The organism is Pseudarthrobacter sulfonivorans, assembly GCF_001484605.1.
Lineage (GTDB): Bacteria > Actinomycetota > Actinomycetes > Actinomycetales > Micrococcaceae > Arthrobacter > Arthrobacter sulfonivorans_A.
The window spans coordinates 4889230-4907024 of sequence record NZ_CP013747.1 but is presented as its reverse complement, the minus strand read 5'-3'; the positions used below and the strand labels follow the sequence as shown (position 1 = coordinate 4907024).

Sequence of the window (17795 nt, the reverse complement as noted above, 5' to 3'; positions counted from 1 at the left end):
GAGCCCCACGTGATCACGCTTAAGAACATCATCAACGGCCAGGCCGTTGACGCCCCGGCCAGCCTGCCCTTCTTCGACCCGGCAACGGGACTCCAGATCGGCAGCGCCCCCGACAGCGATGCGGCCGCCGTCGACCTCGCCTTCCAGGCCGCGCAGCAGGCATTCAAGAGGTACAAGCGCACGACGCCGGGCGAACGCCAGGCCATGCTGCTCAAGCTCGCGGACCTCATCGAAGCCAACGTGGACAGCCTGCTGGAGGCCGAAGTGGCGTGCACCGGAAAGCCCCGTGCCGCGACCCGCGAGCTGGAGATCCTGCGGGGCGCCGACCAGCTGCGCTTCTTCGCCGGTGCCTGCCGGGTGGTATCCGGCACGGCGTCCACGGAGTACGTCGAGGGCTTCACCTCCTCCATCCGGCGGGAACCCCTCGGCGTGGTCGCACAGATCACCCCGTGGAACTACCCCTTCATGATGGCCATCTGGAAGATCGGCCCGGCCCTCGCCGCCGGCAACACCCTGGTCCTCAAACCCGCCGACACCACGCCCTGGTCCACCGTGATCCTGGGCGAACTCGCCCAGCAAGCCTTCCCCGCCGGCGTCGTGAACGTTGTCTGCGGCGGCCGCGGCACAGGAGCGGCCATGGTTGAGCACGAGATCCCGGAAATGGTCTCCATCACCGGATCCACCCGCGCCGGAGCGCAGGTGATGTCCGCCGCAGCCAAAACGCTCAAGGACGTCCACCTCGAGCTCGGCGGCAAGGCACCCGCGATCGTCTTCGCGGACGTGGACATTGCCCGGACCGCACAGGAAATCGCGCTGAGCGCGTTCTTCAACGCCGGCCAGGACTGCACCGCAGTCACCCGCGTGCTGGTGGAACAGTCCATCCACACCGAGTTCGCCGCCGCCCTCGGAGCCGCGGCCGCCGCGCTCACCGTGGGCGGCGACGACGCGGACCTCGGCCCGCTGAACAGCGCCGCGCAGCTTGAGCGGGTGGAGGGTTTCATGACCCGGCTGCCGGCCAACGCCACGGTCCTCTCCGGCGGCAAGCGCACCGGCACCGGCTACTACTTCGAGCCCACAGTGATCGACGGCGTCTTCCAGAGCGACGAGGTGGTGTGCGACGAGGTCTTTGGTCCCGTGCTCACCGTGCAGCCCTTCGCCACGGAGGAAGAGGCCATCGAGTTGGCCAACGGCACCAAGTATGCGCTGGCCTCCAGCGTCTGGTCTGAGAACCATGGCGTGGTCACCAGGGTGTCCATGGAGCTGGATTTCGGCGCTGTCTGGATCAACTGCCACCAGGTGATCCCGGCCGAGGCACCGCACGGTGGCTTCAAGCACTCCGGCACCGGAAAGGACCTCTCCGTATTCGGCCTGGAGGACTACACCCGCATCAAGTCCGTGACCACCTCACACCGGTAGGCCAGGAATCCGATCATGAAACTCGACCTCCTGCTGCGCAACGCGGACATCATCACGATGGACGCGGACCGTCCGCGCGCCTCCGCGCTGGGTGTGTGGCAGGGACGCATCGTGGGCTTCGACGGGGACCTTGACGGGCTGGCTGCGGCCGAGGTCCGGGACCTGGACGGTGCCACGGTGACGCCGGGCTTCATTGACGCCCATTGCCACACCGCCTGGTTCGGCCTCGGCTTGGCGGAACTGGACGTGTCCGGTGCCCGGGGGCTGGACCAGCTGTATGCGCTGTTGGAGGCGGAAACGGCTTTGGATCCAGGAGAGGCCGGGTCCGGACAAGGCGGTGGCTGGTTCATGGCCAACGGCTTCAGCCAGCACCACCACGGCGGGGCTTTCCCCGACATCGCGGTGCTGGACCGGATCACGGGCGGCCGTCCGCTGTTCATCCGGCACAACTCCGGGCATATGGCGGTGGTCAACACCGCCGCACTGCGGCTGGCAGGTGCGCAATCGCCGTCGTTCCCGGATCCCGACGGCGGCGTGATTGTCCGCGACGCCGGCGGCAGGCCCACAGGCCTGATCCAGGAAACGGCCCAGCAGTTGATCCAGGACCTCATCCTGCCGTACTCCCTCGACGCCCTGGAAGATGCCTTGGACCGCGCCACGCGGCACTATGCGTCGGAGGGCATCACCAGTTTTACGGAAGCGGGCATTGGCGGCGGCTGGATCGGCCACAGCCCCATTGAACTCGCGGCATACCAGCGCGCCCTCGCCAACGGCCGGTTGCATGCCCGGGCGCAGGTCATGCCGGTGCTGGACATCCTCCGTGGCCTGGACGGGTTCGGGACAGGTTTGGACGTTGTTGGCCTGGACCTTGGCATGGCCAGCGGCTTTGGAAACGATTTCCTCTCCCTCGGCCCCGCCAAGGTGTTCCTGGACGGCTCGCTGCTGGGGGAGACCGCGGCCGTCACCGAGGACTTCTGCAGCCACGGCCAGCGCGACAACACCGGCAACCGGGGCTACTTCCAGGCCGATCCGGACCAGCTCAGGGACAGGATCGAGGCCGCCTACGCTGCGGGCTGGGCCATCGCCGCGCATGCCATCGGCGACCGTGCGGTGGACCTTGCCATCGGCATCCTGGCCGACTGCACCGCAAAATACGGGCGCCGGGCGCTGCCGAACCGGATTGAACACGCCTCCATGGTCAGGCCGGAACAGCTGGCAGTCCTGGCAGCGGCGGGCATCGCGGTGACCCCGCAGGCAAGCTTCTTCCGGGACGGCGGCGACGGCATGACCGAGTCGCTGGGCACCGCGCGGCTGGGCTGGGCCTACCGGGCGGCGACGTTCCTGGCGGCCGGCGTGACGCTGGCCGGCAGCTCGGACCGGCCCGTCGCCGACGGCAACGTGCTTAAGGCGATGCAGGCTTTTGTGGACCGCCGGATGGCTTCCGGCGGAGTGTTCGGCAACCCCGACGAACGGCTCACCCCGCTCCAGGCACTCGCCGCCTACACCACCGGGGCGGCCGCAGCCACCGGCGCCTCGACCACGAAGGGGTCATTGACACCCGGCAAACTGGCGGACTTCACCATCCTGTCCGGATCGCCCTTGACCGCCGCCAACATCGCGGACCTCCGGGTCCTGGGCACCGCCGTCGGCGGCTCCTTCACTTACCAGGCGGATGCACCGCCGGCCGTGCCAACGCTTCACCATCCACTGACTACTACCGTTCAGACCACCACCGCTCCGACCACAACCGTTCATAGGGGAACATCATGACCTCAACACCCACCTTCACCGCCCCCGACGCCGCCTTCGTTGAAGACTTCCGCGTTATGAGCCAATTCGGCGCCACCGAAAACGGCGGTGTGGACCGCCAGGCGGCCACCGCCGCGGACGGCGAGCAGCGCCGCTGGCTGACTGGACTGCTGGAGGCCCGCGGATTCACCGTGAAGTTCGACCGCGCCGGCAACCAGTGGGGCCTTTTCGAGGCTGTGTCTGGAGCGCCGTTTGTCGTGGTCGGCTCGCACATGGATTCGCAGCCGACAGCGGGCCGCTACGACGGCGCCTTCGGTGTCCTCGCCGCGGCCCACGCAGCGTTCCGGCTGGTGGAGAAATGGGCCGGCGGCGCCGCGTCCGGGAAGCCGAAGTTCAACATTGCCGTGGTGAACTGGTTCAACGAGGAAGGTTCCCGCTTCAAGCCGTCCATGATGGGTTCCTCCGTCTACACCGGGAAGCTCGCCCTTGAAACCGCCCTCAACACCACAGACACCCAGGGGATCACCGTCCGCGAGGCGCTGGACGGGATCGGCTGCCGGGGGGACTACGACGGACCTGCGGCCTCTTACTGCGCCGAAATCCACATCGAGCAGGGCCCCAGCATGGAGCATGATGGCATCACCATCGGCCTGGTGCAGTCCAGCTGGGCGGCCAACAAGTACGAGTTTGTGGTCCACGGCGAGCAGGCCCACACGGGTTCCACCGTGATCGCGGACAGGAAGGACGCCCTCCTGGGCGCCGCCATGCTGGTGGTGGCCGCCCGCGAACTGGCCGACAGGTTCCCCGGCGTGCTGCACACCTCCGTGGGTGAGCTGACCGTGTACCCGAACTCGCCGGTGGTGGTCCCGTCCCGGGTCAACCTCCTGCTGGACCTGCGCAGCGCGGACGAGTCCGTCCTGGCCGAAGCCGATGCCCTGCTTCACCAACGGATCCCGGCGATTGAACGCGCCGCCAACATCAGTGTGGAGCGGAACCACTCACACTCGTGGCCGGTCACCCCGTACCAGACCGAAGGCGTGGAGCTCGCAGCGAAGGTTGCCGCGGACCTGGGACTGTCCAGCAAGCAGGTCATGACCCTCGCCGGACACGATTCGATCAACATGAAGGACCTGGTGCCCACCGTCATGCTGTTCGTCCCGAGCGTGGACGGAATCTCCCACAACGAACACGAGTACACCACCGACGCGGACATCGTGGCCGGACTCGCCATGCTGACCGAAGTGGTCAACCGTCTCTGCAACGGGGTTCTGGAGGACTAGGGGAGCGGCAGGCTAAGCCTGTCCGCCCGAGGCCCGCACTGGTCCCGTCGACTCCCGCATGACCAACTCCATGGGGTCCAGCACCAGGGTTTCGGTCGAGGTGTTAATGCCGCGAATCCGTGCGATGAGTTCCTTCATGCTTCGGGCGCCGAGCGTTTCAAGGTCCATGTGCACAGTTGAAAGGGACGGAATCAGGAATGAGGATTCGGACATGTCGTCCCAGCCGAACACGCTGACTTCCCCCGGTACCGGTATGCCGCGCTCGTGCAAAGCACGGATGACGCCAATGGCCATCTGGTCGTTGCCCGATACAACGGCCGTTACGTCCTTCAGGCCGGCAATCTTCTTGCCGGCAGCGTAGCCGGACGCCGGCGACCAGTCACCGGCCGCGATGCCCACGGACGTCAATCCCAGTTCCGCAATGGCTTCCTCGTAGGCTGCCTTGCGGTTGCGGGCGGACGGCCAGGCGGCGGGTCCGGCAACGTGGAAGAAATTCCGGTGCCCCAGCGAGGCCAGGTATTGGACGATTTTTGCTGCGGCCGTGCCGTCCGCCAGACTGCCGCGGGCGCGCATTTTGTTGTCGTACTCGCCGGCCACCACCAACGGGACCGATGATTCGCCATCGACAGCGACAGCAGACCTGGGCCGGGGCACAAAAGACAGGATCCCGGCGATGTCCTCTCCGGACAGCAGGTTGCGCAGCTGTTGTGCGCGGGCCTCGGCGGTTCCCTCCATGGCGATTACGTCCACGCGGTAGCCTGCAGAATGGGCCGCACTGGAAGCGCCGTTGAGCATGCGCGCCGGAAAGTACAGGGAGGCCTCGGGAACCACCACCACGACTCGGTAGAGCTCACGCGATCGCAGCGACCGCGCTGCGAGATTCGGTGTGTAGTTCAGCTCCGACAACGCCATTTCAACACGCTCCACCGTGGCCGGCTTCAGTTTCGACTTGTCACGCAGATAACGGGACACAGTCTGATGGGATACACCGGCCAGGTCCGCCACGTCATAGATAGTGGATGCCTTTGACCGGCCCGGTCCTGCAGCTGATTGCACCATGGGGCGTCCCTTCTGTTTCTTGGAGGCAGCGACGACGAATCCAATTTGGAACTGACCGACATCGACGTCTACTGGGCGATCACTGGACAGCTCATTGTGGCAACCCGCGATCTACCTGATGGCACCTCAGTTTCGAGCTTGGGCATAAGCAATTTGACCCGGCCAACTCCATGACGAGCTACAGCGCCTACGAAGAGGCTCTTCATGACCTACTTGAATTGTGTAGCCCTCTGAGCGGCATTCTGGAACGCCTCTCGAAGATGCAAGCTCCGACACGGACTAGGCCCGCCGTCCTTACGATGCAGGGGCTTCGGCGGGTGTTGGACCTCCATGGCGCCGACATCTGGACGACGTCTCCATCGAGCGCTGGGCTGAGGCGGTGCACAGCTGTGACGATATCGAACTTGCCGATGTCGATCGAGAGGTTCTCGCGGATGCCCTGTTCGAGTTGTCGAGCCCAGAACTCTTCGGACCAATGGATCAGATTGCGGGTGCTTTGCGCTTGAAATTTGGCGGGGAGCGATGTGGACTGAAGTAGCCGGCACCAGTTGCAATCGCGATGCCTCGTCGTCCCGCAAGGGCATCCCTGTAGAGCTTCACTGAGTCGCCATGAGTGACGGGGTGATCAAGGGTCAGGAGATCTCGTTCAGCGCCTTTTACGCTGAGGCCGAATAGATCGCAGAGTCTGCGGATGTCCTGCGTCGCCAGGGCTTCATTCTGGATCCGATCTTCGCGAAAGGCCTGGGTCGACATGCCAAGAGTGCTGTTGGACCAGAAGGTCTCCCTGGTGCGCGTGGCGTCCCGGCACAGCAGGGCGAGCTCTATATTGTTCGGAAGGTGGAACGAACCTGGATGGGATTTAGGAAGAAGCGGTCACCTCACGTCGTGTGGTCAGACTGGAAGGCTGCGGATGAGGCCGGAGACGCCGGCCTAGCGGCAGCGCTGGCCTCCGAGCTGGTGGAGCTGACTCCGAAGTCTTATTGCAGCTGGTTTCAAGCCGGTCTGCTGTCCAAGGCCGTTGGTAACTGGCCGGAAAGTCTGGAGCGCAACAGGCGGGCGCTGGAACTCTTCACTCCGAAGGATGCTGAGGAGTTTGGCGGAGCCAACCCGGCAGCCTGGAACCTGGGCATCGCATCAACAGTCGTGGGTGACTGGCCCTCCGCCCGGCACGCTTGGGTCGCCTACGGACTGGACAAGTTTCAGGCTGAAGCTGGGCCCATCGACGTTGACTGCGGCATGGCTCCGGTACGGCTCAACCCCGACCAGCCCAGCCTCCCTCACCAGGTGCTGTTTTCGGCCGGGAACACTGAGGTGGTCTGGTGCTGGCGCCGGAGCCCGGCCCATGCAGTCATCGCGAGCGTTCCGCTGCCGGAGTCCGGCCATCGGTTCCGAGACGTTGTCCTGCATGACGGTGAACCCAAAGGGACCCGACAGCTCGACGGACAGGACGTGTCGGTCTTCGACGAGCTGGGACGTCTCGAAGAATCCGGCCTGCCGACGTGGCAGGCCCAGGTAGTCGGTGCGACCGGCAACGATTTTCAGGCACTGTCTGACCTCCTAGAACAGCGGGGACTCGGACTCGACGGTTGGTCCGGGATCCGGTTGATGTGCTCGGATTGCTCGCACGGTGCACAGCAGAATGGACACGACCACATCCCTGCAGCGTCGGACGATGTGAAACGACTGGGACTCGCTGGCCACGAGTCAGACCTCGACGAAGTAATAGAGACATGGCTGTCCGGGAGGCACGGAATCCAGGTGCTCAACCTCGACCTGCTCTGGTAATCCCAACCAGTCCGGTCAAGCGGGCCTCTTGGCTGGCAGCTTCAAGAAATCCTCGATCGCTAAGGAAGGAGCGGAAATGTTCGGTCTATTCAAGAAAAGAAAACCCAGCGTTGTTATCGCCACGCTGAATGCCCGCCTGCAACCCCTGGACCGGGCCGCCCTTGAAGAAGCCTTCGAGGCCGCCATGACAGTGCGCGGTCACCGAATCCGCGTTGTTGGCGGGGGAACCCAAATGGCGGCCAACGGTGAGGTCATTGAGTGTGATATCGAAATTGAGATTGACGAACTGTCCGAGCTGACGGTCGATGCCGTGACCGAAACCCTTGCCACAATGCTGGCCCCCAAGGGTTCCACCCTGTACCTCTCAGAACAAGACCGTCGGATCGATTTCGGCGCCGGCACGGTGACGGGGCGGTTCCGGGTGGAGCTTCCGGGCCGCCAGTTCATCGCCGTCAGGATCCGCGCCGTCAGCTAACCGAGGTTCCCAAAGGAACGGAACTAGACTCCCTCGGGTACGCAATTGCACTCAATGGAGAGGTAGTCCACTGTGGCTGACACAGTCCTGACCAAGACCGGAACCGAAGAACGCGGGCTCGCCAGAGTAGCCCAACGGATGGCGGCCTGGACCGAGAAATGGTTCCCGGATGCCTACATCTTTGCCCTGGCCGGTGTGGTCATCATCGCCGTGGCCGCCTTGGCGATCGGTGCTTCACCGCAGTCGATCGCCGACTCTTTCGGTAACGGCTTCTGGGATCTGACGGCATTTACGCTGCAGATGGCCATGGTGGTCCTGACCGGTTACGTGGTGGCCACGTCGCCGCCGGTGGCGAAGCTCATCAACCGGCTGGCGCTGATTCCTGCCACGGCACGCACGGCGGTCAGCTTCGTGGCGTTGATGTCGATGTCCGTGTCCTTCCTGAACTGGGGTCTGAGCCTCATCTTCGGTGGCCTGCTGGCCCGGGCCATTGCGCGGCGCAAGGACCTCACGGTGGACTACCGTGCGCTGGGCGCGGCGGCGTTTATGGGCCTCGGAGCTGTCTGGGCGCTGGGGCTGTCCTCGTCCGCGGCCCAACTGCAGGCCACCGCTGCCTCGCTGCCGCCTGCCCTGCTGAAAATCACCGGCATCCTGGACTTCGGGACCACGATTTTCACCTGGCAGTCACTGCTCACCCTGGCCATCCTGATGGCCCTCACCACTGTGATCGCACATTTCTCCGCGCCCCAGGGCGGCGCGATCCGCACAGCTGAGGATCTCGGCGTCGACCTCGACGACGAACCCAGCGAATCGGCGCCCCGTTCACGCCCGGGCGAGTGGCTCGAATACAGCATGATCCTGCCGATCCTTGCGGGCATCCTGACCCTGGGCTGGTTGGTCTCCCAGTTCCTGACGAAGCCGTTCCTGACCGTGGTCAGCAGCCTCAACGGCTACCTGCTGGTCTTCCTGATCCTGGGCCTGGTACTGCACGGGACACCACGGAAATTCCTGCAGGCCGTTACCAAGGCTGTTCCGGCTACCGCCGGGATCCTGGTCCAGTTCCCGCTGTACGCGGCCATGGCGGCGATCCTGACCAAAGCCACCGGCCACGGCGGGATGACCATTTCCGCGCACCTGGCAGAGTTCTTCTCGGACATCGGCGGTGGCGGCGCGTTCGCTGTGGTCATTGCGCTCTACACCGCAGTGCTGGGCCTGCTGGTCCCGTCCGGCGGCGGTAAGTGGCTTGTGGAGGCGCCCTATGTGATGCAGTCCGCGACCGATGTGCAGATGAACCTCGGCTGGACCGTGCAGATCTACAACATCGCCGAGGCCCTGCCCAACCTGATCAACCCGTTCTTTATGCTTCCGCTGCTCGCAGTGCTGCGGCTCCGGGCACGGGACCTCGTGGGCTTCACCTTCCTGCAGTTCCTGTTCCACCTGCCGGTGGTACTGCTGCTGGTCTGGCTGCTCGGGATGACATTCCAGTTCGTGCCGCCGGTGATGCCCGCAGGGCAATAACGGGGCCAAAACCCCCAATCAGGCTGCGGAACCCCCGAGGAATCATGTCAAGATGCGCGCGTGGCCGTCTTCGTGGAATCATTCGGAAGTGCGCGCGTGGCGGGCTTGGGTTTGGCGGCTTGTTTGCTGGTCGTGAGCGTCAGTAGCTCGGCGGTGAGTGCCTGGATCTGGCGTTGAATGGCTGCCGGGTTCAGGGGCTGGTTTTCTCGGCCGAGTCGGGTTTTGTCCGTTTTGCGGACCGTGCCCTTGTCGGCCAGAACTCGCTGGTATGGCGTGGCAGGTAGGTCGTACTTCTTCGTGGTCTTCGCGCCGTTGCGCTCCTTGAAGACGAGTTTTTGCTGGGGGCCGAAGTGGTTGGTCAGCAGCCGCTGCAGCTCCCAGATCCGGTTCAGCAGATCCAGTTCGCCGGGGGTGTCGTACCGGTGGTAACCCACGGTCTGACGGACGATGTGCCAGTTCTTCTGCTCCACGTGGGCGCCGTCGTTCTTGTTCCCTGACCGGGACCGGGTGAAGGTCAGTTTCTCCTGCTCGCACCAGCGAAAAAGCCCCCAGTTGATGAACTCGGACCCGTTGTCCGAATCGATGCCCAGGACGGGAAAGGGGAACTTCGCGGTCGCCTCTTTGATCGCGGCGAACACCCACTTCTGCGCCTTGTTCCGCACCGATACGGTCTCCGTCCAGCCCGTCGCGATGTCAGTGATATCCAGGGTGAAACAGAACTCGCCCTGGGAATTGCCGCCCTCGTGACCGACCAGGTCGATCTCCACGAAACCGGGTCTAGCATCATCCCATTCGGCCCAGGTCCGCATCGGGATGGAGTCCTTCAGCAGCGTTCCCGGCTTTGTATGGGACCGGCCCCGCGGATCCAGTTTGGCCCGGTCCGCCTTGAGCCGGCGGTCAATGGTCGCCGGCGCTATCCGCAACAGCAGCGCCGCCGTCCCGTCCTCGATCTGAAGCTCCTCGAACCGGCGCAGACGCGGAACCAGATCAGGCAGGGCCGCCGCCAGCAGCCGCCCGCACGGCGTGCCCTGCACCGCCCAACAGAACCGCAGGGCGTCGATCACAGAGCTGTCATAGACCAGCGGCCTCGGCGGGCGGGGACGGACAACCCTGATCCTCAGGACCAGACCCAGCGCCTTGCGAGCATGACTGCGGTGCCAGCCCGTCACCGCGCAGATCTGATCCAGGATCTCGCCCTTCCTGGCCTTGGAAGCACGGCGGTATTCCGTGGCCAGAACCTTCGTGACAGCCCTGCGTTCGCTCATCGTCAGCTCCATAGCAGCAGCCCTACCCCCGCCAGCGAACCGGCAGCCGCAGACACCCCGCTACGCGCGCATTACCAAATGATTCTTCGATACCCACTACGCGCGCATCTTCTACGAGTCAACGCGGAACCTAGATGGCCGTCCCCTGCAGGCGTAGTCTGTTTTCACCGGCAGCAGCCCGGTCCACCGGCCCACGTGGATGCCCTTCCATCGGAAGGCGGTTTTCAGAGAACGAGCCCCCCCCAGACAGCCGGGGCTGCCCATGTTCCAGCAGTCATTGTTTTGGAATCCCGGCAACGGTGGTGCACTCAGGCAGGACTCGGGCGGGACTGAAGCGGGGCGGGCCGGCGCCCAAATAACCGGAAAACGACGACGAGGGAGGACTCCCATGCGCGCTCGTTCCATCACAATGCTCATTCTCGGCATTTTGTTATCGATGCTGGGCGGTGGGCTGCTCTTCGGGGGAATTGGCGCTTCGTGGGTCAACTCGCTCCAGGACGACGGCGGCTACCTCACCTCTCCGAGGGAACGCTTTGCTGTCGATTCCACAGCCATCGTTTCCGCCAGGGCGGACAACATGCGAGGGGACTCCTACCCCGGACCCCTGCCCTTCGACGTGGGCAGCATCCGGATAGGGGCTGAGTCTGCCAATACAGGCAAAGACATTTTTGTCGGCATAGCGCCCAGGGCGGACGTTGACCGCTACCTCGCCGGCTCCAACTACTCCGAATTGCGGGATGTGGAGTTCCGGCCGTTCCGCGCCGAGTACCGCGAGGTGCAGGGCACAACCCAATTGTCAGTCCCCGCCGACCAGGACTTCTGGGCGGCTTCCACAGCGGGCAGCGGCGAACGGAACCTGGATTGGAAAATCGAGGCAGGGGACTGGTCTGTGGTGGTTATGAACGCGGATGCCAGCGCCGGAGTTTCGGCGGATCTGCAGGCCGGGTTCCGGTCCGAGCTTTTCGGCCCGATTGCCGCCGGCCTGCTCACAGCGGGCGTCATCCTGTTGGTTCTCGGCGTGCCACTACTGATCTTTGGCGCCCAGGGGCTGGGCAGGCACACACCGTCACCCACCGCTGCGGTGCCGGCCGCGTATCCCGGCGCCGCAACGCCGTCCGCCTACCAGGGCCCCGCCAGCCAGGCTCCAAGCGCCCAGGCTGCCGCCGGGCTGTCGCCGTACCCGGCGCGGCTTCGCGGTGAACTCGACCCGGTGCTCTCCAGATGGATGTGGCTGGTGAAGTGGTTCCTGGCCATCCCGCACTTTTTTGTACTCTTCTTCCTGTGGTTCGCGTTTGTGGTGGTCACCATCATTGCCGGGTTCGCCATCCTTTTTACGGGCCGCTATCCACGTTCCCTGTTCAACTTCAACGTTGGAGTCCTGCGTTGGGGCTGGCGGGTGGCCTTCTACACCTACTGGGCGCTGGGCACGGACAGGTATCCGCCCTTCACCCTTGCCAGTACGGACTATCCTGCTGATTTCGAAGTGGACTACCCGGAACGGCTGTCCCGGGGGCTTGTACTGGTCAAGTGGTGGCTCCTGGCACTACCGCACTTCGTGATCATTGCTGCGCTGACCGGCACCAGCACCGTCCGTTGGACCGACCCCCAGACCTCAGGGATCAGGTACGAGACCGGGACGGGATTTTCGCTGTTCGGCTTCCTCGTCCTTGTTGCGGCGGTAATACTGCTGTTCAGCGGCCGCTACCAGCGCCCGCTGTTCGACCTTCTCATGGGCTTCAACCGCTGGATCTACCGCGTCATCACCTACGCAGCCCTGATGCGCGATGAATATCCGCCGTTCCGCCTGGACCAGGGCCCATCAGAACTCCAGGCGTGGCAGCCAGGCACCGGCGAAGGCGCCAGGCTGCCTGCCTCGGCCCCGCCGGCGGGCCCGCCGCCGGATGGACCCCCGCCGCCGTCGGATCCTACAGTGCGCGATCAGGGTCAATGACTGCTCAGCGCCGCTTACGTTTGGACCGTTGCTCCTCCCGCCGCTCGGAGCTGTCACGCTCTGCGGAACGCTGCGATTTCCCTGCCACCACCACCCTCTGGTGCCACTCGCGCTGGTAGGCCCGGCGGGCGGCGGCATCGGTGCGGCGGGCCAGGGCGGCGAGTTCGCGCTGGAGTTTGCCGTAGCTCAGCCAGCGGCGCTCATCGAGTGTCCCGTCCGCCAAAGCCGCCTGCACGGCGCAGCCGGGCTCCTGCTGATGGGCGCAGTCAGCGAACCGGCACAGGCCGGCGAGTTCCTCCACGTCCCCGAACATCTCACCAAGGCCTTCACCGGCGTCGAACAATCCGAATCCCCGGACGCCCGGAGTGTCCATGAGGACGGCTCCGTTCGCCAGCGGCACGAGTTCGCGCGACGTGGTGGTGTGCTTGCCTTTGAAGTCACCGGACCGGACCTCACCGGTGTGCTGGACGTCGCGACCCGCCAGCGCGTTGATGAGCGTGGACTTGCCGGCGCCCGACGGGCCGAGGAGGACCAGCGTGCCGTGCGGCGGCAGGTGCTCCAGCAGCGCATCGATCCCGTCGCCGTTCTCGGCTGACGTGGTGACCACGTCCACGCCCGCCGCCTGCAGGATGACCTTCCCGACGACGTCGTCCGCTATGTCCGCAAGGTCGGCTTTGGTGATGATCACCAGCGGAACCGCGCCGGAATCCCAGGCTGCAACGAGCGTGCGTTCGAGGCGGTTGTGCGTGAGCGGCCGGTCCACCGGGACCACCACACCCACCACATCCATGTTCGCGGCCAGCACCTGCGCCTCCGAAGAATCTTCAAAGGCGCGCTTCCGGCTGAGCTCAGACCGGCGCGGGAGGATCCCGGTGATCTGGCGGCCGCCCGCGCGGTTGGGCCCGATCCAGACCCAGTCGCCGGTGACCGGAACGCCGGCGTCGAGCGGGTACGGCAGGTGGAGAAGTTCGCCGCCGACCGCTGTGAGCACGAGGTTGCGGTCCAGGCGCACCACCCGTCCGCGCTCGCTGTGTTGGTTCGCTTGGTGGCGGGTCCGGTGTTGGGGTTGGTGGGCGTCAAAATAACCGGCGACGGCGGGGGAGTAGCCGTACGTTGTGGGCCCTTCGGGGCCGGGGATCGAGTCGGAGGTTGATGGGGAGTAGCTGTCCAGGCTGGTGCCTGAGGAATTATTCAAGGTGAGTCCTCGGGAGAGGTCTCCAGACTCCGGAATCAGCGCAGCCCTGCGGCCATTAGGCCTGTCCGTTGCTGTGTTGGGCGCTTACGCCGTGCGGATGCTGGAGACGGTGGTGATTGGTTTGATGCGTGCGGGGCGCTCTGGGCGCTGGGCTGTAGCAGTCATCAAAACCACCTCCGTTTCTCTCCAGATGTCCGGATGCTGTCACGGACTCTCGGCTCTGAGTGTAGCTGGCCGGGGTTGAGTTGAATAGGGCAGCTTCCGTTTCGTTCGGCCGCGCCGGTTCCCGTTAGCCGGTGGGGCCGGTCAGTTGGTAGTCCAGCAGCACGATGCCGGACGGAAAGGAGCGGCACTCCCGGAGCACAAGCTTTTTCCATTCGCTGATCCTGCCGAAGAACGGCACTCCGCCGCCGAGGATGACCGGCACGACGGCGACGGCCAGTTCGTCCAGCAGACCCAACTCGATGAATTCAGTGATGAGCTGACCGCCGCCGAACACGCAAATGTCCTTCTCTTCAGGGACGGCGGGCTTTATCCGGGCGACAAGATCGCGTAAATCGCCGGAGTACAGGTGCGTGTTCCGTCCCGTGGTCAGAGTTTCATCGTGGGAGAGAACATACGTGGGAACCGCGGAGCCCCGGCCGCCCATTGCCGCCATTTCCCGGTAGGTATTGGCACCCATGACATAGGCTCCGGTTCTGCGCTCAGTTGCCTCGAATCCGTAATCCTCATTGTTGGCCATGGCATCGTTCAGCCATGACAGGTCCCCACTCTCTGAACGGATGTAGCCATCGAGGCTGACCGCCATGCCGCCAAAGATGGTGCTCATAGTCGCGACGCTATCCAGCGCCGATGTCACGGTCAAGACCACCGTGGCGCCGGCCGGCGACTCTGGCTTACGCCCTTGTGGTGGCGGCTTATGGGTCCGTGCGGCAAGCAATAGAGTGGAGTAGCCCATATTTTCCACAGCGAGGAATGCCGATATGTCAGAGACGTACTTCCAAGTGGTAGTCCGCTACCAGGTGAAACCGGAAGAAACGGAAACGGTCCTGGGCCTGCTGGGCGAAATGGCCGCAGCCACGCGTATGGAGGAGGCCAACATTTCCTACGAGTTCTTCCAGGGCGTGGAGGACCCCGCGCAGATCGTAATCCTGGAGCGCTACACGGATGCCGCCGGTTTTGCCGCCCACCGCGAATATGAACACATCGAGCGGATCGGGGCTGCACAGATCATTCCGCGGCTGGAGCGCAGGACCATCCAAACGTTCGAGGTTACGGCGGACGCCTAGGTTTATCAGCCCTGGGCTGCAGCGACTACGCGCTCACCGTTGAAGTATTCGAGGTGCCAGCCCTTGGTGGCATGGTAGTGGGCCAGGTTCAGCACCGCATTGTCGATCCTGTGCAATGTGCGGCCGATGGCGCGGTTAAGGCTCACCCGGAGGAGTGTGCCGTGGGCGACCACAAGGACGCGGCGGGCCGGGAATTCTTCGGCTAGCGCTTCCAGTGCACCCAACCCGCGCGCGGCCGCGTCTTCCTCGCTTTCGGCGCCGCGGTAACCACCGGGTATGCGCAGGGCCTCCAGCTCGGGGCCGGCATGCAACCCCTCTGCCGGTCCGAAGCTGCGTTCGGCGAGCGCCGGAATGTGCCGCGTAACGCTCAGCCCCAGCCCGTCCGCAATCACGCTGGCGGTTTCCGCGGCGCGGCTAAGCGGCGAGGACACGATCGCATCCCACTCGTAGTCTGACAGGACGTCGACGGCGTCGCGTGCCTGGCCGCGGCCGACGTCATTCAGCGGAATGTCGGTGGCTCCCTGGAGCCGACGCTGCGCATTCCAGTCTGTCTGGCCATGGCGGATCAGGGCGAAGGTCGTAAGGGTCATGCTGTCTATTCTGCCCTGACGGCCGGCACGGTCCGGGCAGCCGCGAGAATCAAGGCAACCTTTCTAGGCCCAAGGGTCCGGTCCGGCGTTGCGGTCGATGAAGTCCAGGACAGCCCGATGGGCGGGATCAATGAGATGCCCGCCCGGGACCAGAACCGTATGGGTAAAGGGCAACGCACCCGACAGCCTTGCGTTCACGGACCGGCAGGCCTCGGGGGAGTCCTCGGCGGAGACGATCAGGGCGGGCCGGCGGATCCCGGCGAGTTGCTCCTCGTTCAGTTCCAAAGCATCGTCGCTGAGATCCAGGCCGTGGCCGTTGATTTCGGCCAGGACAGCGTGGCTCGTGCCGGCAAACATCTGTTTGAGCCCGGGGGGAAACGACTCCCATGTCGCCTCCCCAAGGGCTTCCCGGATTACAACCTCGGCGGCAAGCCCGGGCTGACCGTTCGTGCGCTCAAGCACATGGCGGCGCAGGCCGCGGGCCCAGGCGTCCGCATCCGGAGCGATGGTGAACAACGCCGGTTCCAGGAGGACCAGGGCTTTGACTTTGTCCGGGAAACGGCGGGCAAGTTCGACGGCGATCAGGCCGCCTGTGCTGCGGCCGATCACGATTGCCGGCCCGGCATGGAGCGCCGCCAGGACTGCCGCTGCGTCGTCGACATGATCCACCAGGTCCAAGGTCGCGAACGGCCGCGGCGGGGCACTGCGGTGGAAACCCCTGCGGTCGTAGATGATGCAGCGGCCATGCCGGGCGAGTTCGGTTGCGGCGTCCGCCCACATCACAGCCGAACTGGGTGTTCCGTGCACGCCTAGTATTGGTGTCCCTTGGCCGCTCTCTTCGTAGTAGAGATCAACACCGTTGACGCTGAGGTGGGGCATGTCATCAGCCTGGAGTTCGCGCGCTCATCGCATGACACCACCCGGGCTCAGGGGCCCGGCCAGTGCTCCGGGTCGAAGCCATAGTGGTTGGGAGCAGCTTTCCGGTCAGCTGCTGCGGCGGGGCCGTTCCGGTCGTCGTCGTGATGACGTGGCGGCGCGTGCGGGTCCGAAGCCTGCTTCAAGGGCACGCGGGGTGCGGTCTTTACCGGTGCATCTTCGGCCAAGGGGAAACCTCACAAACACAGAAGGTTGGCCCGCTGCTTGAACCGATAGAGGCATCCTAACCCCAAGGGAGCGTTCTGTCGCTGGTAAATGCTCGTAGCCCGGCAGCTGCTTCCGTGTCAGGATCAGGTATGCCACACCGCCTGATGCTGCTTGATACTGCGTCACTGTACTTTCGCGCCTTTTATGGCTTGCCGGACACGATCCGCCGTGCTGACGGAACGCCGGTGAACGCGGTTCGCGGTCTCCTGGACATGATCGCCCGCCTCACCACGGAATACGGGGCAACGCATCTGATTGCCTGCTGGGACGACGACTGGCGTCCGCAGTGGCGCGTGGACCTCATCCCGACCTACAAGTCGCACCGGGTTGCCGAGCTTGTGTCGGATGCCCCTGACGTCGAGGTCGTCCCGGACGCGCTCGAGGCGCAGCTTCCGATGATCCGCCGCGTGCTCGAGCTCGCCGGCATCGCCATCGTGGGGGCCGCGGAACACGAGGCCGATGACGTCGTCGGGACCTATGCCAGCCACGCGGACCTACCCGTGGATGTGGTCACCGGCGACCGTGATCTTTTCCAGACCGTCAACGATGACCGTCAGGTCCGGGTGATCTACACCGCGCGGGGCATGAGGAACCTCGAAGTCGTGACGGACGCCGTCGTCGTCGGGAAGTACCGCGTGCTGCCCGAACAGTATGCCGATTACGCGACCCTTCGCGGCGACGCCTCCGACGGGCTGCCAGGCGTTGCCGGCATCGGCGAGAAGACCGCCGCGTCGCTCCTGGGCGAGTACGGCACACTGGAGAACCTGCTCGCTGCAGCCGCCGACGGGGGAGGCGGGGTATCCGCGTCCGTGCGGTCAAAGCTCGCCGCGGCCGCAGACTACCTGACGGTCGCGCCAACGGTGGTGAAAATTGTGCGCAACCTCAAGCTTCCCACCCTCGAGGAAGCGGGTGCGCAGCTTCACCCCGTCGACGGGGAATCGCGCGCCGAACTGGAGCGTCTCGCCGTCGAATGGAACCTTGGAGGCTCGGTCAAACGGCTGCTAGACGCGCTTGACCGGCAGTAGCGGTGATTGCTGCATACGCGGACTGGAACGTCCGGTCCCGACGCCGCAGCCGAGC

At 64.9% G+C, this 17795-nt stretch carries 17 protein-coding genes; 9 read left to right on the top strand and 8 right to left on the bottom strand.

What is annotated here, in order from left to right:
• The first annotated feature begins 9 nt into the window (after window positions 1-9).
• The 3 genes from AU252_RS22315 to AU252_RS22305 are packed head-to-tail and all read left to right on the top strand — an operon-like array spanning window position 10 to window position 4445.
• Window positions 10-1416, top strand: a complete 1407-nt coding sequence (locus tag AU252_RS22315) for a gamma-aminobutyraldehyde dehydrogenase (protein WP_058932572.1) — start codon at window positions 10-12, stop codon at window positions 1414-1416.
• Between the two features lie 15 nt (window positions 1417-1431).
• Window positions 1432-3186 (top strand): amidohydrolase, encoded by a 1755-nt coding sequence (locus AU252_RS22310; protein ID WP_083510517.1) that lies wholly within the window; start codon window positions 1432-1434, stop codon window positions 3184-3186.
• Window positions 3183-4445 carry a M20 family metallo-hydrolase gene (locus AU252_RS22305; protein WP_058932571.1) on the top strand — a complete coding sequence of 421 codons (1263 nt, stop codon included), beginning with the start codon at window positions 3183-3185 and terminating at the stop codon, window positions 4443-4445. The genes AU252_RS22310 and AU252_RS22305 overlap by 4 nt, the downstream gene beginning before the upstream one ends.
• A 12-nt stretch (window positions 4446-4457) precedes the next feature.
• Here AU252_RS22305 and AU252_RS22300 read toward each other — a convergent pair whose 3' ends face one another.
• Window positions 4458-5504: a LacI family DNA-binding transcriptional regulator gene (locus AU252_RS22300; protein WP_058932570.1), complete on the bottom strand. Its 1047-nt coding sequence runs from the start codon at window positions 5502-5504 to the stop codon at window positions 4458-4460.
• Between the two features lie 480 nt (window positions 5505-5984).
• Window positions 5985-6257 carry a hypothetical protein gene (locus AU252_RS24020; protein ID WP_157769050.1) on the bottom strand — a complete coding sequence of 91 codons (273 nt, stop codon included), beginning with the start codon at window positions 6255-6257 and terminating at the stop codon, window positions 5985-5987.
• 132 nt (window positions 6258-6389) lie between these two features.
• Here AU252_RS24020 and AU252_RS22295 point away from each other — a divergent pair, with 132 nt between their 5' ends.
• From AU252_RS22295 to AU252_RS22285, 3 genes are all read left to right on the top strand, one after another.
• A complete protein-coding gene (locus AU252_RS22295) occupies window positions 6390-7289 on the top strand; it encodes a hypothetical protein (RefSeq protein WP_058932569.1) in 900 nt (299 codons plus the stop codon).
• Window positions 7290-7365: 76 nt separating this feature from the next.
• On the top strand, window positions 7366-7764 hold the full coding sequence (locus AU252_RS22290; RefSeq protein WP_058932568.1) for a hypothetical protein: 399 nt from the start codon (window positions 7366-7368) through the stop codon (window positions 7762-7764).
• Between the two features lie 72 nt (window positions 7765-7836).
• Window positions 7837-9282: a short-chain fatty acid transporter gene (locus AU252_RS22285; RefSeq protein WP_083510516.1), complete on the top strand. Its 1446-nt coding sequence runs from the start codon at window positions 7837-7839 to the stop codon at window positions 9280-9282.
• Window positions 9283-9329: 47 nt separating this feature from the next.
• On the opposite strand, the gene AU252_RS22280 is transcribed toward AU252_RS22285, so the two are convergent.
• Window positions 9330-10547 carry an integrase catalytic domain-containing protein gene (locus AU252_RS22280; RefSeq protein ID WP_058929994.1) on the bottom strand — a complete coding sequence of 406 codons (1218 nt, stop codon included), beginning with the start codon at window positions 10545-10547 and terminating at the stop codon, window positions 9330-9332.
• A gap of 388 nt (window positions 10548-10935) precedes the next feature.
• Between AU252_RS22280 and AU252_RS22275 the strand changes: the two genes are divergently transcribed.
• On the top strand, window positions 10936-12498 hold the full coding sequence (locus AU252_RS22275; protein WP_058932566.1) for a DUF4389 domain-containing protein: 1563 nt from the start codon (window positions 10936-10938) through the stop codon (window positions 12496-12498).
• Window positions 12499-12502: 4 nt separating this feature from the next.
• Here the strand turns inward: AU252_RS22275 and rsgA are convergent, their stop codons facing one another.
• Window positions 12503-13693, bottom strand: coding sequence for a ribosome small subunit-dependent GTPase A (rsgA, locus tag AU252_RS22270; RefSeq protein ID WP_058932565.1), 1191 nt, complete (start codon window positions 13691-13693; stop codon window positions 12503-12505).
• 289 nt (window positions 13694-13982) lie between these two features.
• Window positions 13983-14522, bottom strand: coding sequence for a dihydrofolate reductase family protein (locus tag AU252_RS22265; RefSeq protein WP_058932564.1), 540 nt, complete (start codon window positions 14520-14522; stop codon window positions 13983-13985).
• A gap of 154 nt (window positions 14523-14676) precedes the next feature.
• On the opposite strand from AU252_RS22265, the gene AU252_RS22260 reads away from it, so the two are divergent.
• Complete coding sequence (locus AU252_RS22260) at window positions 14677-14982, top strand: putative quinol monooxygenase (RefSeq protein WP_058932563.1); 306 nt, start codon at window positions 14677-14679, stop codon at window positions 14980-14982.
• Window positions 14983-14987: 5 nt separating this feature from the next.
• Here AU252_RS22260 and AU252_RS22255 read toward each other — a convergent pair whose 3' ends face one another.
• The 3 genes from AU252_RS22255 to AU252_RS24230 form a co-directional block, all read right to left on the bottom strand.
• A complete protein-coding gene (locus AU252_RS22255) occupies window positions 14988-15572 on the bottom strand; it encodes a histidine phosphatase family protein (protein ID WP_058932562.1) in 585 nt (194 codons plus the stop codon).
• Window positions 15573-15635: 63 nt separating this feature from the next.
• Window positions 15636-16451, bottom strand: coding sequence for an alpha/beta fold hydrolase (locus AU252_RS22250; protein WP_083510515.1), 816 nt, complete (start codon window positions 16449-16451; stop codon window positions 15636-15638).
• 47 nt (window positions 16452-16498) lie between these two features.
• Window positions 16499-16675, bottom strand: a complete 177-nt coding sequence (locus AU252_RS24230; protein WP_167349851.1) for a hypothetical protein — start codon at window positions 16673-16675, stop codon at window positions 16499-16501.
• Between the two features lie 129 nt (window positions 16676-16804).
• Here AU252_RS24230 and AU252_RS22245 point away from each other — a divergent pair, with 129 nt between their 5' ends.
• Window positions 16805-17740, top strand: a complete 936-nt coding sequence (locus AU252_RS22245; RefSeq protein ID WP_205630603.1) for a 5'-3' exonuclease — start codon at window positions 16805-16807, stop codon at window positions 17738-17740.
• The last annotated feature ends 55 nt before the right edge of the window (window positions 17741-17795 follow it).